At 71.4% G+C, this 13,652-nt stretch carries 14 protein-coding genes; 6 read left to right on the forward strand and 8 right to left on the reverse strand.

Going from position 1 to position 13,652, the window contains the following annotated elements; translation table 11 throughout:
- Positions 1–72: 72 nt before the first annotated feature.
- Together QRX50_RS31280 and QRX50_RS31285 are read left to right on the forward strand one after the other, a co-directional pair.
- Complete coding sequence (locus tag QRX50_RS31280; protein WP_285966708.1) at positions 73–603, forward strand: PadR family transcriptional regulator; 531 nt, start codon at positions 73–75, stop codon at positions 601–603.
- Positions 604–658: 55 nt separating this feature from the next.
- Complete coding sequence (locus QRX50_RS31285; protein ID WP_285966709.1) at positions 659–1,171, forward strand: hypothetical protein; 513 nt, start codon at positions 659–661, stop codon at positions 1,169–1,171.
- Between the two features lie 77 nt (positions 1,172–1,248).
- Here the strand turns inward: QRX50_RS31285 and QRX50_RS31290 are convergent, their stop codons facing one another.
- Positions 1,249–2,025 (reverse strand): hypothetical protein, encoded by a 777-nt coding sequence (locus tag QRX50_RS31290; RefSeq protein WP_285966710.1) that lies wholly within the window; start codon positions 2,023–2,025, stop codon positions 1,249–1,251.
- A 116-nt stretch (positions 2,026–2,141) separates the two neighbouring features.
- On the opposite strand from QRX50_RS31290, the gene QRX50_RS31295 reads away from it, so the two are divergent.
- Positions 2,142–3,836 carry an AMP-binding protein gene (locus tag QRX50_RS31295; RefSeq protein WP_285966711.1) on the forward strand — a complete coding sequence of 565 codons (1,695 nt, stop codon included), beginning with the start codon at positions 2,142–2,144 and terminating at the stop codon, positions 3,834–3,836.
- Here the strand turns inward: QRX50_RS31295 and QRX50_RS31300 are convergent.
- Together QRX50_RS31300 and QRX50_RS31305 are read right to left on the reverse strand one after the other, a co-directional pair.
- Positions 3,826–4,200, reverse strand: a complete 375-nt coding sequence (locus tag QRX50_RS31300) for a DUF2255 family protein (RefSeq protein WP_285974617.1) — start codon at positions 4,198–4,200, stop codon at positions 3,826–3,828. The genes QRX50_RS31295 and QRX50_RS31300 overlap by 11 nt on opposite strands.
- Before the next feature lie 18 nt (positions 4,201–4,218).
- A complete protein-coding gene (locus QRX50_RS31305; RefSeq protein WP_285966712.1) occupies positions 4,219–5,079 on the reverse strand; it encodes a helix-turn-helix domain-containing protein in 861 nt (286 codons plus the stop codon).
- Positions 5,080–5,228: 149 nt separating this feature from the next.
- Here QRX50_RS31305 and QRX50_RS31310 point away from each other — a divergent pair, with 149 nt between their 5' ends.
- The 3 genes from QRX50_RS31310 to QRX50_RS31320 all read left to right on the forward strand — a co-directional run bounded on the left by QRX50_RS31310 (position 5,229) and on the right by QRX50_RS31320 (position 8,311).
- A complete protein-coding gene (locus tag QRX50_RS31310; protein ID WP_285966713.1) occupies positions 5,229–6,140 on the forward strand; it encodes an alpha/beta hydrolase in 912 nt (303 codons plus the stop codon).
- 157 nt (positions 6,141–6,297) lie between these two features.
- The gene (locus QRX50_RS31315) at positions 6,298–7,233 is read left to right on the forward strand and encodes a LysR family transcriptional regulator (protein ID WP_285966714.1); all 936 of its coding nucleotides are present in this window, start codon (positions 6,298–6,300) and stop codon (positions 7,231–7,233) included.
- 145 nt (positions 7,234–7,378) lie between these two features.
- On the forward strand, positions 7,379–8,311 hold the full coding sequence (locus tag QRX50_RS31320; RefSeq protein WP_285966715.1) for a LysR family transcriptional regulator: 933 nt from the start codon (positions 7,379–7,381) through the stop codon (positions 8,309–8,311).
- A gap of 58 nt (positions 8,312–8,369) precedes the next feature.
- Here QRX50_RS31320 and QRX50_RS31325 read toward each other — a convergent pair whose 3' ends face one another.
- The 5 genes from QRX50_RS31325 to QRX50_RS31345 are packed head-to-tail and all read right to left on the reverse strand — an operon-like array spanning position 8,370 to position 13,528.
- On the reverse strand, positions 8,370–9,209 hold the full coding sequence (locus QRX50_RS31325) for a carbohydrate ABC transporter permease (protein ID WP_285966716.1): 840 nt from the start codon (positions 9,207–9,209) through the stop codon (positions 8,370–8,372).
- A gap of 10 nt (positions 9,210–9,219) precedes the next feature.
- Positions 9,220–10,158, reverse strand: coding sequence for a carbohydrate ABC transporter permease (locus tag QRX50_RS31330; protein ID WP_285966717.1), 939 nt, complete (start codon positions 10,156–10,158; stop codon positions 9,220–9,222).
- 3 nt (positions 10,159–10,161) lie between these two features.
- Complete coding sequence (locus tag QRX50_RS31335; RefSeq protein ID WP_285966718.1) at positions 10,162–11,022, reverse strand: metallophosphoesterase; 861 nt, start codon at positions 11,020–11,022, stop codon at positions 10,162–10,164.
- A complete protein-coding gene (locus QRX50_RS31340; RefSeq protein ID WP_285966719.1) occupies positions 11,019–12,401 on the reverse strand; it encodes an ABC transporter substrate-binding protein in 1,383 nt (460 codons plus the stop codon). Before QRX50_RS31340 ends, QRX50_RS31335 begins: the two co-directional genes overlap by 4 nt.
- Entirely contained in the window at positions 12,398–13,528 is a 1,131-nt protein-coding gene (locus QRX50_RS31345; RefSeq protein ID WP_285966720.1) for an ABC transporter ATP-binding protein, read from the reverse strand. Before QRX50_RS31345 ends, QRX50_RS31340 begins: the two co-directional genes overlap by 4 nt.
- Between the last annotated feature and the right edge of the window lie 124 nt (positions 13,529–13,652).

Below are 13,652 nucleotides of genomic sequence, written 5' to 3' on the forward strand. Positions count from 1 at the left end.
TCCCGGAGATCGATAATCCGAATCGTATCGTCTGTTTCGGACTGTGGGCGAAATTACGGTAGGGTCGAGGGCATGTCAAGCGGACGGTTGAGCACGACTTCCTACGTCGTGCTGGGGACGATCGGGCTGCGTGGCCCGTCCACGCCGTACGACCTCAAGCGCGCCGTCGGCCACTCGGTGGGGTACTTCTGGTCCTTCCCCCACGCGCAGCTGTACTCGGAGCCGGAGCGGCTGGAGCGCATGGGGCTGCTGGAGGTCGAGACGGAGCAGACCGGGCGGCGCCGCAAGGTCTACAGCCTCACCGACGAGGGTCGCGAAGCCGTGCGCGCGTGGCTCGCCGCGCCCACGCACGAGCACTTCGAGATGCGCGACATCGCCGAGATGAAGCTGTTCTTCAACGAGCTGGGCGACTCCGGCAACATCGTGAACCTCGCGCGGGAGCAGATCAAGCAGCACGAGGAACGCATCTCGGTGTACGAGGACATGCAGCGTCGCTTCGGTTCCGAGCCGACGTACGCGCGCCGCATGATCCCGCTGCGGCTGGGGTTGGAGATGGAACGAGCGGCACTGCGGTTCTGGTCCTCGATCGCCGAGGAGTTCTGAGCCGGCCGGTCGCTTCGGCCGGGACCGAAGCGCGGCGCGCCTAGCGTGGGCGCTCGTGAACGATCATGTCGCGATTGCCCCCTGCATCCTGTATTTCGGCACGCCGGTCGCCTTGCTGACCACGGATAACGCCGACGGCTCCCCGAACATCACGCCGATGTCGTCGGCCTGGGCGCTCGGTGAGGTCGTGGTGCTCGGCTTGGCCCGCAGCGGCCACGGCGCGCGCAACCTCGGCTCGCGTCCCGACCTCGTGCTCAACCTGCCCGGCCCCGGCCAGTGGGCCGCGGTGGAGCGCCTCGCCCCGCTGACGGGCGCGGACCCGGTGCCCGAGCACAAACGCGACCGCTTCCGGTACGAGCCGCGGCCGGTCTGCGGTCGCAACCGGCCGAGCTGGTCCGGCCGCCGCGCATCGCCGAATGCCCGCTGCAGCTGGAAGCCCGCGCGGCGGCCGTCCGCGAGCGCGCCGGGTTCGTCGTCATCGAAGCCGACGTGCTGCGGGTGCACTCCGCGCCGGAGCTGGTCGTGCCCGGCACGCAGCACGTGGATCCCGCGAAGTGGAGCCCGCTGATCTACAACTTCCGCCACTACTTCGGCCTCGGCGAGCAGCTCGGGCGCAGCTTCCGCTCCGAGACACCCGCCGTCGCTTCAGGCCGTCACCGTTAGCCGGCCCCGGCGCCGGTGCTGGACCAGCCCTGCCGCCTGCACACCGACGGCGACCACGACGTACGCGATCAGCCACGGCGCGAACCCGGGCGGCTGGCGGTTGGTCGTGGCGAGGTCGGCGAGTACCGGCAACGCGTAGAACGCCGGCAGCGCGAGGAAGGTCTCGGTGCGGCGGAGGATCCCGTCGACGGAGCGGGAGAGCTCGTCGTCGGCGAGCACCGGCCGGGTCAGCACGCCGATCAGCACTGCCGCCACCACGACCGTGCCCAGCGCCAGCAGCCCGAGCCACAGCAGTGCCCAGACACTGCCGGACGAGAGGACCATCGCCACCGCCAAGGCCGCGCCACCACCGAACGTGATCACCAGGGCCGCGACGAACCACCCGTTGAGCACCCCGCGCCACGAAGGTCGCGGCGCGGGTGCGGTCGAGCCGAGCCAGGCCGCGGTGCGCCGGTCGGCCCACCGCACCGGCAACCAGAGGAGGAGCTGCAGCCCGGCGAAGAGGCAGAAGGCGGCACGGCCTTCGGGCAGGTCGTCGTGGTCGACGCCGGGCAGCAGTGACAGGAACTGCACCGCGAACGAGCCGAACGCGATCAGCAGCAGTCCGGCGAGCATCCCGGTCCACGTCGGCCCGGGTCGCGCGCCCGCGCGCACGCCGAGCCGCCGGACGAGTAACGGCGTGAGCCGGCTCGCCGGGACGTCGTGTTTCGCCAGCCATCGGCCGGCCGCCTTGACCTCGGCTTCGGTCGGGTCGGTCATCGGTTCCCCCTCGGTTCGAGAGGTATACGCGCGGAGCGCGATTTGCGTTGCCCGGTCGGCCGGGAAATCTGCCCGGCCGGGCCTCGGCCGGGTGGGCGTGCGGCTCTAGGGTGGTCGTGCCGTTCACCGCCTGCGAGCCGAAGGGGCCGGCCATCACCGACGTGTTCACGCCCGGACCGGGGACGACGGTGTTCAGCCTCCGGCCGCCACCATCCGTTGTGGACCGCTTTCGCGCGGAAGGCTTCTGGCGGGAAGGAAATCCGCTGCAGGACCTCGTGCGGTGGCGCGACGAGACGCCGGACGCGACCGCCCTCATCGCGCTTCGGACGGCGACCGGCGAAACGACCCGGCTGACCTATCGCGAGTACGCGCGGTCCGTCGAGCGCTACGCCGGGGCGCTGACCGAGCTGGGCGTGGGGCCGGGGCAGGTCGTGGCCGTACAGCTGCCGAACGTGTGGCAGGTCAATCCGTTGCTGCTGGCCTGCTTCCGGGTCGGCGCACTGGTGGCGCCCGTGATGCCGACGATCCGGTCGCGTGAGCTGGAGCGCGTGCTCGCCCGGGTCGGCGCGTCGGTGTGCGTGACGGCCGACGTCTGGGACGGCTACGACCACGCGGCGGCTTTGACGGAGCTGGCCCCGCGGCTGCCGAAACTGCGGCACCGGGTCGTGCTGGGCTCGCGGGTCGCGGCGGACGAGGTCGATTTCACGCGGCACTTCGAACAACCGTGGGAAACGCGGCACGCCGTCGCCCTCGACGACGCCCGGCCGGATCCCGACCAGGTCTGCCTGGTGTTGTTCACCTCCGGCACCACCGGCCGGCCGAAGGGCGCGCTGCACACGCTCAACACCGAGTACGCGACCGCCGCCGCGCACCTCACGGCCGACGACCAGGGACCGGCCGAGCGGTTCTTCACTCCGCACTCCCTCACGCACACCGGTGGCATCTTCTACTGCCTCATGCGCCCGCTGCTCACGGGTGGCTGCGGGGTCGTCGCGGACCGCTGGGAACCCGAGGTCATCGGCGCGTACCTCGAAGAGACCGCCGTGACGCAGCTGTTGATCGCGCCGGTGTTCCTGACCCAGCTGCTGCCGTACGCGCGGCCCGGCCGGCTGCGGACGGTGACCACGCTCGGCACCGCGACTCCCGCCGTCCTCGTCGCCGACGTCGCCCGCGTCCTGGGCGTGCCGCTGCGCACGTGCTGGGGCATGACCGAGTCCGGCGGCACTCTCATGCGCGCCGACGACCCGCCGGACTGGGCACTGCACAGCGTCGGCCGGATCTCCCGGGACAGCGAACTCGATCTGCGGTCCGACCTGGGGGAAATCACCGCGGAACGGCCGGGCCGGCTCTACGTCCGCGGCGCCACCGTCTGCCTGGCCACCGTCGGCCGCGACACCGGTGAGCTCACCGTGCTGGCCGACCACGACGACGGCTGGTACGACACCGGTGACCTCGCGATCCCCGACGGCCGCGGCGGCATCCGCCTCCTGGGCCGCGACGCCGACCGCATCGGCGGCGTGCTCATGATCCCGGCCGCCGACGTGGAGTCCGCGCTGCTGGCGCACCCGGCCGTGCGCGACGTCGCGCTCGTCGGCTACCCGGACGATACGGGTGGCGAACTGCCTGCGGCGGTCGTCGTGGCCGTGGCCGCGGCCGAGCCGCCGACACTCACCGACCTGCGCGCGCACCTCGGCGCGCTCGGCATGACGGAGTGGTACTGGCCCACCCGCCTGGAGCTGGTGCCGGAGCTGCCGCGCACCGCGATGGGCAAGGTGCGCAAGGACGTCCTCGCGCGCAGCCTCACGTGCTGAGGTGCCGGCCGCGTCCCTCCACAGTGGAGTGACCGGCCGGTTCCTCCGCCGGGCTGATCCGGAGCGTCGCGGCTCGCGCCTCGGCGTTGACGATGAGGGCAGCGGCTCCGTACTTGACCTGGTACGCCTCGTCGATCTCGGCCGAGTGCCCGCCGTCCGCGGCGAACGCGACAGCGCGGCTCAGCGTCCCGCCCCGGATGCGGCCCCGGCGGTGGTCGGCGGCGGCTTGGAACCACTGGGAGCGCCGACCGCGGAACGCGCGGACGAACAGCATCCCGTCGACGAGGACGAAACCGACTTCCACCCAGGCGTCGCCGGGTCCGGCGCTGAGCTCCAGCGACTCCGAAGCCGAAAGCGCGGCCAGTTCCCGAAGCGGTCCACGTCACCGCTCGGCCGCCGAGTGCTCAGCGTTCCAGGACAGCAGGATGTCCAGGGCGTCTCGCGAAGGGGTGCCAGGCTCGGCGGTGAGGACCATCAGGCGCTGGCCGGAGTCATCGGGGCTGAGCCAGGTGTCGCAGTCCAGCGTGAGGTCACCGACGAGCGGGTGCCGGTAGTTCTTGGTGCCGAAGCCCGCGCTGGTGACGCGGTGCTCGGCCCAACATGTGCGGAAGTCCACGCTCTGCACGGAAAGCTCGCCGACGAGGCGGGCCAGCTCCGGGTCGTCGGGATCGGTGGCCGCCTCCATGCGCAGGGCGGACACGGCGATGCGCGCGTCGCGCTGCCAGTGCGGGTGCAGGTCGCGCAACGCCGGCTCGGTGAACAGGAGGTGCACGTAGTTGCGCCGCGCGGGCGCGATCTGCGCGAAGTCGACGTACAGGGCGGTCGCGGCCGTGTTCCAGCCCAGGATGTCGAGGCGTTTGCCGAGCACGATCGCCGGGGTCTCGGTGAGCTGGTCGAGCAGCCGCCGGATGGCGGGCCGCATGTGCTGCCCGGTGCGGCGCCGGCGCGGGCGGGCGTCAGCCTTGCCGGCGAGGTCGTAGAGGTAGGTCTGCTGGTCGTCGTCCAGCAGCAGCGCGCGGGCGAGCGTGGCCAGGACCGTCGCCGACGCCTGCACGCGGCCCTGTTCCAGCCGGGTGTAGTACTCGACGCTGATGGCCGCCAGCTGGGCGACCTCGGTGCGGCGCAGCCCCGCGACCTTGCGGCGGGCGCCGCTCTCGGCCAGCCCGACGTCGCGAGGGGTCAGCTGGGCGCGGCGCGCCTTGAGGAAGTCGCCGAGCCGCGCGGGGCCGGACGGAGTGGTCATGCGTTCATTCTGCGCCCGGCCGGCTGCGGGCAAGAGGGCCAGGATCTTAGCCACCCGGAAACCTGTCTCTGTTGGTCTCCTCGGTCCGGCCGGATTGTGGAGCCAGGCCCCGGCACCCCGCCGGGCACAGTTTCCCCAGGGAGCATCCCGTGCCGAAGATCGACGTCACCTTCGACAGCGCCGGCGTCCGGCTCGCCGGCCACCTCCACCTCCCGGCCGAGGCCGGTGGCCCGAGCGCGGCCGTGGTCGTCGGTCACCCCGCCAGCGGGGTGAAGGAGCAGGCCGCCGGCCTCTACGCGGCGCGCCTGGCCGAACGCGGGTTCGTGACGCTGGCGTTCGACGCCGCCTACCAGGGCGAGAGCGGCGGCGAGCCGCGTGGCCTGGAAGACCCGGCCCAGCGCGTCGAGGACTTCAAGGCCGCCGTGTCGTTCCTGACCACCCGTTCCGAAGTGGACGCCGAGCGCATCGGCGAGCTCGGCATCTGCGCGTCCGGCGCCTACGTGCTCTCGGCCACCGGCAGCGACCGCCGCGTGAAAGCGGTGGCCACCGTCAGCGCCGTCGACATGCACCGCCAGTTCCGCTTCGGCGCCGACGGCACGCAGGACCCAGCCGTGTTCGAAGGCATGCTGGGCGCCGCGGCCCAGGCCCGCACCGCGACCGCTGCCGGTGAGAAGCCCGCGCCGCTCACGCTGTTCCCCGAGACCGTCGAACAGGCCCGCGCTCTCGGCGGGGAGCACGGCGCGGAGGGCTTCGAGTACTACCGCACCGCGCGCGGCCACCACCTGCGCTCGGCCGAGTTCTTCGACTGGACCAGCATCGACAAGTTCGCCACGTTCGACACTTTCGCCGCCGTGCCGCTCATCGGCTCGCGGCCGCTCCTGATGATCGTGGGGACGCGCGCGGTCACCGCGTGGATGAGCATCGAGGCCTTCCAGAGGGCCACCGGCCCCAAGGAGCTGCACCACGTGGAGGGCGCGAGCCACGTCGACCTCTACGACAAAGAGCAGTACGTGGCCCCAGCGGTGGACAAGCTGTCGGCCTTCTTCACCGAGAGCCTCTGAGTGAATGGTCCACGGTGGACTTCGGTGTCGACGGGCCGGATGAGCCCGGCCGTGGCACCAGCAGCTAATCCGGGTGTCTTGCGGCCTGCAACGGAGGTTCACCGCCCGTTCTCACGAGTGGACGACGCTGGCGACCACCACCGTGCGGAGGCTGGAAATGGAGTTCAGGCATCTGGAGGGCTTTCTCGCCGTCGCCGAGGAGCTGCACTTCGGGCGGGCGGCGGCGCGGTTGCACCGGACGCAACCGTCCTTGAGCCAGCAGCTGCAGCGGCTCGAGCGGACGCTGGAGGTCCAGCTCGTGGACCGGACGTCGCACGAGGTGCGGCTGACCTCGGCCGGGCGGGCGTTCGAGGTGGACGCCCGCGCGATCATGGCGCAGGCGCAGAAGGCGGCCGACTCGGCCCGCGAGGCCGCCGCGGGGCGGACGGGAACGGTCCGCGTCGGCTACAACTTCCCGGCCGGGCGGCACATTCTGCCGGCGACGATGGCGATGATGCACACGCAGCACCCGCAGCTGTCGGTCAAGCTGGAGGAGAAGCGCACCGGGGCGCAGCTCACCGCCCTGGCGGAGGGGGAGCTCGACGTCGCGCTCGTCTACGGGCACCCCGTCACCAGCGACTTCCGCCACCGGCGGCTGATGAGCCTCCCGATGATCGCCATCGTCGGGCAGGGGCACCGCTGGGCCGGCCGCCCGGGCGTGCCGTTCGCCGAGCTCGCCCGGCAGGCGTGCATCCTGTTCTCCCGCGACAAGTGCCCGGCGATGTACGACGCGATCATGACCGCGGCCGAGCGCGCGAGTGTGCGGCTCAGTGTCGCGCACGTGGTCGACGACCCGGTGGCGACGGGCATCCTCGTCTCGGTCAAGCCGCTGGTCGGCTTCGCGTCGGTGTCGCGCGGCATCTTCGGCATCGGGACCGCCGGTGGCGTGCGCCCGACGTGGGTCCAGCTCTACGACCCGGTCCCGATGATCGACCTCTACGCCGTCTGGCGCGAGGGCGACGGGCCCCACGGGCCGCGCACCGCGTTCCTCGACTGCCTGGAGGCTGCCGGGCCGTTCGAGGCGCCCGCGCGGGAGGAGGCGCGCATCGCGTGAGCCTCACGCGAGGAACTTGCCGAATCGCTTGCGGCCGGCTCCGGCTCCCTTGAGGTTCGTCATGCCGCGCCCGGGTTCGAGGTCCGTTCACGGCGTGTTCGCCTTGGCGGGCGAAGATGACTCACCACGGGTCGCGGAGGTGGTGATGGAGTACCGGCACGTGCTGGCCTTCCTGGCGATCGCGGACGAGTTGCACTTCGGCCGCGCCGCCCTGAGGCTGCACCTCACGCAGCCATCACTGAGCCAGCAGCTGCAACGTCTCGAGTGCACCCTCGGCGTGGAACTGGTCGCGCGGACGACCCACGAGGTCCACCTGACTCGGGCGGGGCAGGCGTTCGAGGTCGAGGCGCGTGAGCTCGTGCGCCTGGTCGAGCAGGCCGGGCGACCCGCCCGCAAGGCGGCCGCCGGTCGCTCCGGCACGATCCGCGTCGGCTACAACTTCCCCGCGGCGCAGCACGTGCTGCCGTCGGTCATGGAGAAGATGCAGGCCGACCGCCCCGACGTGGCCGTCGTACTGGAGGAGAAGCGGACCGGGCCGCAGCTCCAGGCGCTCGAGCGCGGCGCGCTCGACGTGGCGCTGGTCTACGGCCGCCCGGCCACGGCGAAGTTCCGCTACCGGCGTTTGATGCGGCTTTCGCTTGTCGCCGTCGTGCGGCAGCGGCACAAGTGGGCCGGGCGCCCCGGAGTGCCCTTCGCCGAGCTGGCCGGTCAGCCGTGCGTGCTGTTCGAACGGGAGCTGTGCCCGGCCATGTACGACGCGATCGTCCGGGCCGCCGACGAGGCAGGCATCGGGCTCGACGTCGTGCACGAGATCGATCACCCGGCTACGACCGAAATCCTGGTGACGGCGCGATCCCTCGTGGGTTTCGCGTCCATCTCGCGGGCGATGCTCGCCGGTGCCGTCGCGGGTGGCGCGCGGACGGTCGCGGTTCCGCTCTACGATCCGGTGCCCGCCGTCGACCTTTACGCGGTGTGGCGTGACGATCAGGACGATCGGCTGCGGGATTCGTTTCTGGAATGTCTCGACGCCGCCGGCCCGTTCTCCAGTCCGCCGGCACACAAGTCGATCAGATCATGACGACCGGGCCGACGACACCGCTGCCGCCGGTGCGCTCGTCCAGCGAGTTCGCCGCGTGTCACTTCAGCCCGGACCGCACGAACGCGTTCACGATGTGACGGCGCAACACCAGATACAGCGCGAAGATCGGCAGGCAGGCCAGGCCGGCCACCGCCATCAGCGGTCCCCAGTACGTGCCCTGGCCGCCCTCGCTGATCATGAAGCTGCGCAGCCCGAGCTGCAGCACGTCGTTGCTGCGCTGCAGCACCATCGCGGGCCAGAAGTACTCATTCCAGGCCGTGACGAACAGCAGGATCGCCAGGGCGGCCAGCGGGGCGCGCAGGTTGGGCACCACGACCGTCCACAAGGTACGCCAGGAGGAGCGACCGTCCATCTTGGCCGCTTCCAGGAGCTCCTTGGGGAAGCCGTCGAGGTGCTGGCGCAGCAGGATCACACCCAGGGCCGAGCAAAGGTTCGGTACGACCACGCCGCCGAGGGTGTTGAGCAGGCCCAGCTGCAGCAGCAGCACATAGTTGGGCAGCATCGTCACCTGGAACGGCACGAGCCAGGTGCCCACGAACAGCAGGTAGCACAGCCGCTTGAGCGGGAAGTTCCACCCGGCGAACGCATATGCCGCCAGCAGCCCGGTGAGCAGCTGGCCCAGCGCCGTCAGCAGTGCCACCAGCGTCGTGTTGATCAGCAGCTGCGGGATGTCGACCAGCTGGATCGCCTCGGCGTAGTTGCCGAGCGACAGCGGCCACGGGATCGGCGAGAGCGACAGCACCTGGTCGGGCCGGCGCAGTGAGGTAGCGTAGAGCCAGTAGATCGGGAACACGCACAGCACGCCCAGCGCGCCGAGCGCCAGGTGCCCGGGCAGGGCCCGCAGACGCGAGCTCGCACCCGGAACGAAATCCACCATGGACGCCTCCTCAGTCGTCGTGGACGGACAGTTTCTCGCTGAGCAGCACCAGCCCCGCGGCGACGATGCCGAACACCACGAACAGCACCATTCCCGCCGCCGTGCCGAGCCCGGCGTCGAAGGTGTGGAAGCTGTAGTCCCACAACAGGTAGTAGACGTTCGTGGTGGCGCCCGACGGGCCGCCCTGCGTGATCGTGTCGATCAGCGGGAAGGTCCACTGCGCCGACAGCAGCGCCGTCATCAGCGCCAGGAACACGAGCGTCGGCGACAGCAGCGGCAGCGTGATCCAGCGGGTGATCTGGCCGCGGGAGGCGCCGTCGATCATGGCCGCCTCGGTGTAGTCGCTGTTGATGTTCGACAGCCCCGCCGACACCACGAGCACCGCGAACCCGATCAGGTGCCACCCGGTCACGAGGATGATCGCGGGCTGCGCCCACGTGATGTCGTGCAGCCAGTTCACGTGCGTGCCCAGCACGCGGTTCACCGCGCCGCCCGACGGTTCGAGCAGCCACTCCCACACGGTCGCGCTCGCGACCGGCGCGACCAGCAGCGGAGCGAACACGAGCGCCTGGTACACCGCCCGCGCCCGGCCCCGCACGCGCTGCCCGAGCAGACCGACGAGCACGGGGACCAGGAGCGTGAACGGGATCAGGCCCCCGATCACCTCCAGGGTCCGCAGCGCCGACTGGCCGACGGCGGGCAGCTGGAACAGCCGAACGTAGTTGTCCAACCCCACCGGAGTCGCCGGCTGCGTGGGCAGCAGGTTCCAGGAGAAGAACGACAGCTGCGCTGTCTGCACGAGCGGCCGGTAGGTCCAGATCACCAGCAGGGCCAGCGCCGGCAGGAGGTAGAGGTACGGCGGCGCCCCGCGCAGCAGCCGCCGCGCAAGGGCCGGCCGGGCCACGCGCGACGGGACCACCACCACGGGCGCCGGGATTTCGACGAACATCGCTCACTCGTCCTTGAAGAACTTGTCCAGGGCGTAGCGCACGCGTTCCTCCTTGTCCTCGTCGTACACCACCGGCGCGTCGCCGAGCTCGACCGCCGTGGCGACGAACGTCCCGTCGATCAGGTCGATGCGGCTGATCCCCGCGCCCACGCGCCCGCGCATCCGCCCCGGCGGCGGGAGCGGGTCCGACCGATACGCCAGCGCGGGCCCGACCCACACCGGGATCCCGGCCAGCGACCCGCAGCCGGTGTGGTGGGCGTGGCCGGTGACGATCATCCGCACGTCCGTGCCGGCCAGCGCCGCCGCCAGCTCGTCCGCGTTGTGCAGCCGGAGCAGGTGCGCCGACGGCACGGGCGAGGGGAGCGGCGGGTGGTGCACGACCAGGAGCGTGCCGCGCGGGGCCGGGCTCGCCAGCTCGTCGCGCAGCCACTCCAGCTGGGCGGGCTCGAGCCGCCCGTCGGGCCGGGCCGGTGTGCTGCTGTCCAGCACGACGACCCGGACGCCTTCGATCCAGTGCACCGAGTCCACCGGGGCCATCGGATCCGGCGACCCGGGCAGCAGCTCCCGGCGGAACGCGGCGCGCTCGTCGTGGTTGCCCATGGCGTACACGACTTCCGCGCCGAGCTCGGCCGCTGCCGGGACCAGCGCCGAGGCGAGCCTGCGGTACGACTCGGGCTTGCCCTCGTTGGCCAGGTCGCCGGTGAGCAGCAGGCCGTGGACCCGCGCCCGGGACGACCGGATCGTCCCGAGCGCGGTGTCCAGCGTGGCGAAGGTGTCGACGGCCCCGTGCAGGAGCGCGCCGTCGGCGCAGATGTGCGGATCGCTCAGCTGGATCAGGGTCAGCTCGGGCGGCGCGGGCCTCACTTGCCGCCGCCGGGCAGGAGCGCGGCGGTCTGCTTCGCCGCGGCGGTGAGCGACGACTGCGGGTCCGCGCCCTGGAACACCGACTTCTCGACGGCGTCCATCATCGTGTCCCGGATCTGCTGGAAGTTGGTGCCCGGGAAGGCGACCCACGGCTCCACGTGCTGTAGCTGCGCCACGTTGGGCTTGATCATCGGGTTCTTGTCCGCCCACGGCTTGAGGTGGGCCGGGTCGTCGAGCAGGCCGAGGCGCAGCGGCAGGTAGCCGATCTTGCTGGTGATCACGTCGTACGCCTGCGGGCTGGTCAGGAACTTGATGAGCTCCCACGCGGCGCGCTGCTTGACCGGGTCCTTGGAGAAGACGTACAGCGCGGCACCGGAGTTGGTCGGCACGGTCGGCTTGTCCGCGAAGCTGGGCATCGGCGCGGCGCGCAGCTCCCAGCCGGCCCCCTGGGCGCCCTTGAGATAGCCGCCCTGCGCGGCGCTGCTCTCCAGCATCATGCCGAGGTCGCCACGCGGGAACGCGGCGGTGGCCTGCACCTGGCTGAGCTTCGGCATGGCACCCGAGGTGACCATGTCCTGCATCTGCTTCACGGCCTGCACGGTCGGCGCCTGGTCGTAGGTCAGCTGCTTGCGGTCCTGCGACAGCACTCGGCCGCCGGCCGAGCGCACGAGGCTCTGGAAACACCAGTCGCTCGCCGAGCGCACGAGACAGTCGGCGTAGGCGCCGTCCTTGCCGGTGGCCTGCTTGATCTTGGCGCCGTCCTGCTGGACCTCAGCCCACGTCTTCGGCGGCTTGTCCGGGTTCAGGCCGGCTTGCTTGAACAGCGCGGCGTTGTAATAGAGCACCGGCGTGGAGAGCACGAACGGCACACCGTAGGTCTTGCCGTCGACGTTGCCGATGGCGCGAATGGCGTTCGCGTAGGGGAACTGCCCGCCGAACTCGGAGTCGACCTCGCTCTTGCCGAACAGGTCGTCGAGCGGCTGCGCGCCGAGCTGGCCCGAGGCGAAGGCGAGGGTGTCGAAGCCGAGCTGCGCGACGTCCGGCGGGTTGCCGGCGGCGATCTCGGTCTGCACGCTGGAGGTGGAGTTGTGGGCCGGGTTCGGGTCGCTGCCGTTGGGCTTCTGCGGCGTGACCTTGATGTTCGGGAACTTCTTCTCGAACTGGCCGATGAGCTCGTTGAACGTGTCGGTCCAGGTGCCGGCGAGGCCGAAGTTGTAGCTCTCGAACACGATCGAGACCTGCTGGCCGGGGGCCAGCTGCGGGGCCTGGGCCACAGTGGACGGTTGCGAGGCGGTCGGCGTGCCGACGCCGCACGCCGACACGCCCAGCAGCGCGGCCAGCGCGAGCAGGCCGCCGGCGCGGGAACGGGGGACTCTCATGCGGGAACTCCTTGTTCGGTTTCTTCGGAGGGGAGGGCGGCGTCGGCGTGGTCGTCCTGCCAGCGCAGGCGACGGCCGGTGGTGTGGTGGAACACGTGGACGTGGGCGGGTTCGGTGGCGAGCCCGACCTCGTCGCCGGGCTCGAGGCCGAGTGGACGGGGGCCGCGCAGGCACAGGCGCGCGGAGCCGACGGTGAGGTGGGCGATCTCCTCGCCGCCGAGGTTCTCCAGCAGCTGCACGACACCGTGCAGAGCGGGCCGAGGGCCGTGCGGGCGCAGGTGCTCGGGACGGATGCCGAGGACGACCTCGGTGTCGGTCAGCTCGCCGCGATGGCCGAGCGGGACTTCGAGCCCGGGCGCGACCGCGACGAGCTCGCCGCCGCGCGAGACGACGGTGGCGGGGAAGAGGTTCATCGGCGGGGACCCGAGGAACCCGGCGACGAACGCGGACGCCGGCTCGTCGTAGACCTCGGCCGGGGTACCGACCTGTTCGAGCCGGCCCTGGTTGAGGATCGCGATGCGGGTGGCCATCGTCATTGCCTCCACCTGGTCGTGGGTGACGTAGACGAACGTGGTGCCCAGCCGGCGGTGCAGCTCCACGAGCTCGTAGCGGGTGGAGGCCCGCAGCTTCGCGTCCAGGTTGGACAGTGGTTCGTCGAGCAGGAACGCGCCGGGGTCGCGCACGAGCGCCCGCCCGAGGGCGACGCGCTGGCGCTGCCCGCCCGAAAGCTCACGCGGGCGGCGCTGCAGGAGCTCGGACAGCTCCAGCGACGCGGCGACCTCGCCGACCTTGCGCTGCACGTCCTTGCGGGACTCGCGCCGGGCGCGCAGCGGGAAGCCGATGTTGCGCTCCACCGACAGGTGCGGGTAGAGCGCGTAGCTCTGGAACACCATCGCCAGGTCGCGCTCGCGTGGCGGGGTGTGGGTGATGTCGCGCCCGTCGAGCTCGAGCTGCCCGGCCGTGAGCGGGGCCAGCCCGGCGAAGGCGCGCAGCAGCGTGGACTTGCCGCACCCGCTCGGCCCGAGCAGCACTAGGAACTCGCCGTCGGCGATGTCCAGCGTCACCCCGTCGACCGCGGTCACGGCACCGAAACGCTTGGTTGCTCCCCGAATCCGGATGTGGCCCACCAAATTTCCCTTCGATCTCCTCGCTGATGCCGGCGAATTGCAGCATGCCGGAATGTCCGGAGGATGAACGGTGGGGAAGGCTGTTTGCGCTTTTGTATGGCCTCTGAACGGTGTTATTCGTTCT

Source organism: Amycolatopsis sp. 2-15 (assembly GCF_030285625.1).
GTDB lineage: Bacteria > Actinomycetota > Actinomycetes > Mycobacteriales > Pseudonocardiaceae > Amycolatopsis > Amycolatopsis carbonis.

What these genes read in the sequence shown, in the direction of transcription:
- QRX50_RS31280 (WP_285966708.1), top strand. Translation starts at nt 73, where the DNA reads ATGTCAAGCGGACGGTTGAGCACGACTTCCTACGTCGTGCTGGGGACG.
- QRX50_RS31290 (WP_285966710.1), bottom strand. Translation starts at nt 2,025, where the DNA reads ATGACCGACCCGACCGAAGCCGAGGTCAAGGCGGCCGGCCGATGGCTG.
- QRX50_RS31305 (WP_285966712.1), bottom strand. Translation starts at nt 5,079, where the DNA reads ATGACCACTCCGTCCGGCCCCGCGCGGCTCGGCGACTTCCTCAAGGCG.
- QRX50_RS31315 (WP_285966714.1), top strand. Translation starts at nt 6,298, where the DNA reads ATGGAGTTCAGGCATCTGGAGGGCTTTCTCGCCGTCGCCGAGGAGCTG.
- QRX50_RS31320 (WP_285966715.1), top strand. Translation starts at nt 7,379, where the DNA reads ATGGAGTACCGGCACGTGCTGGCCTTCCTGGCGATCGCGGACGAGTTG.
- QRX50_RS31325 (WP_285966716.1), bottom strand. Translation starts at nt 9,209, where the DNA reads ATGGTGGATTTCGTTCCGGGTGCGAGCTCGCGTCTGCGGGCCCTGCCC.
- QRX50_RS31330 (WP_285966717.1), bottom strand. Translation starts at nt 10,158, where the DNA reads ATGTTCGTCGAAATCCCGGCGCCCGTGGTGGTGGTCCCGTCGCGCGTG.
- QRX50_RS31340 (WP_285966719.1), bottom strand. Translation starts at nt 12,401, where the DNA reads ATGAGAGTCCCCCGTTCCCGCGCCGGCGGCCTGCTCGCGCTGGCCGCG.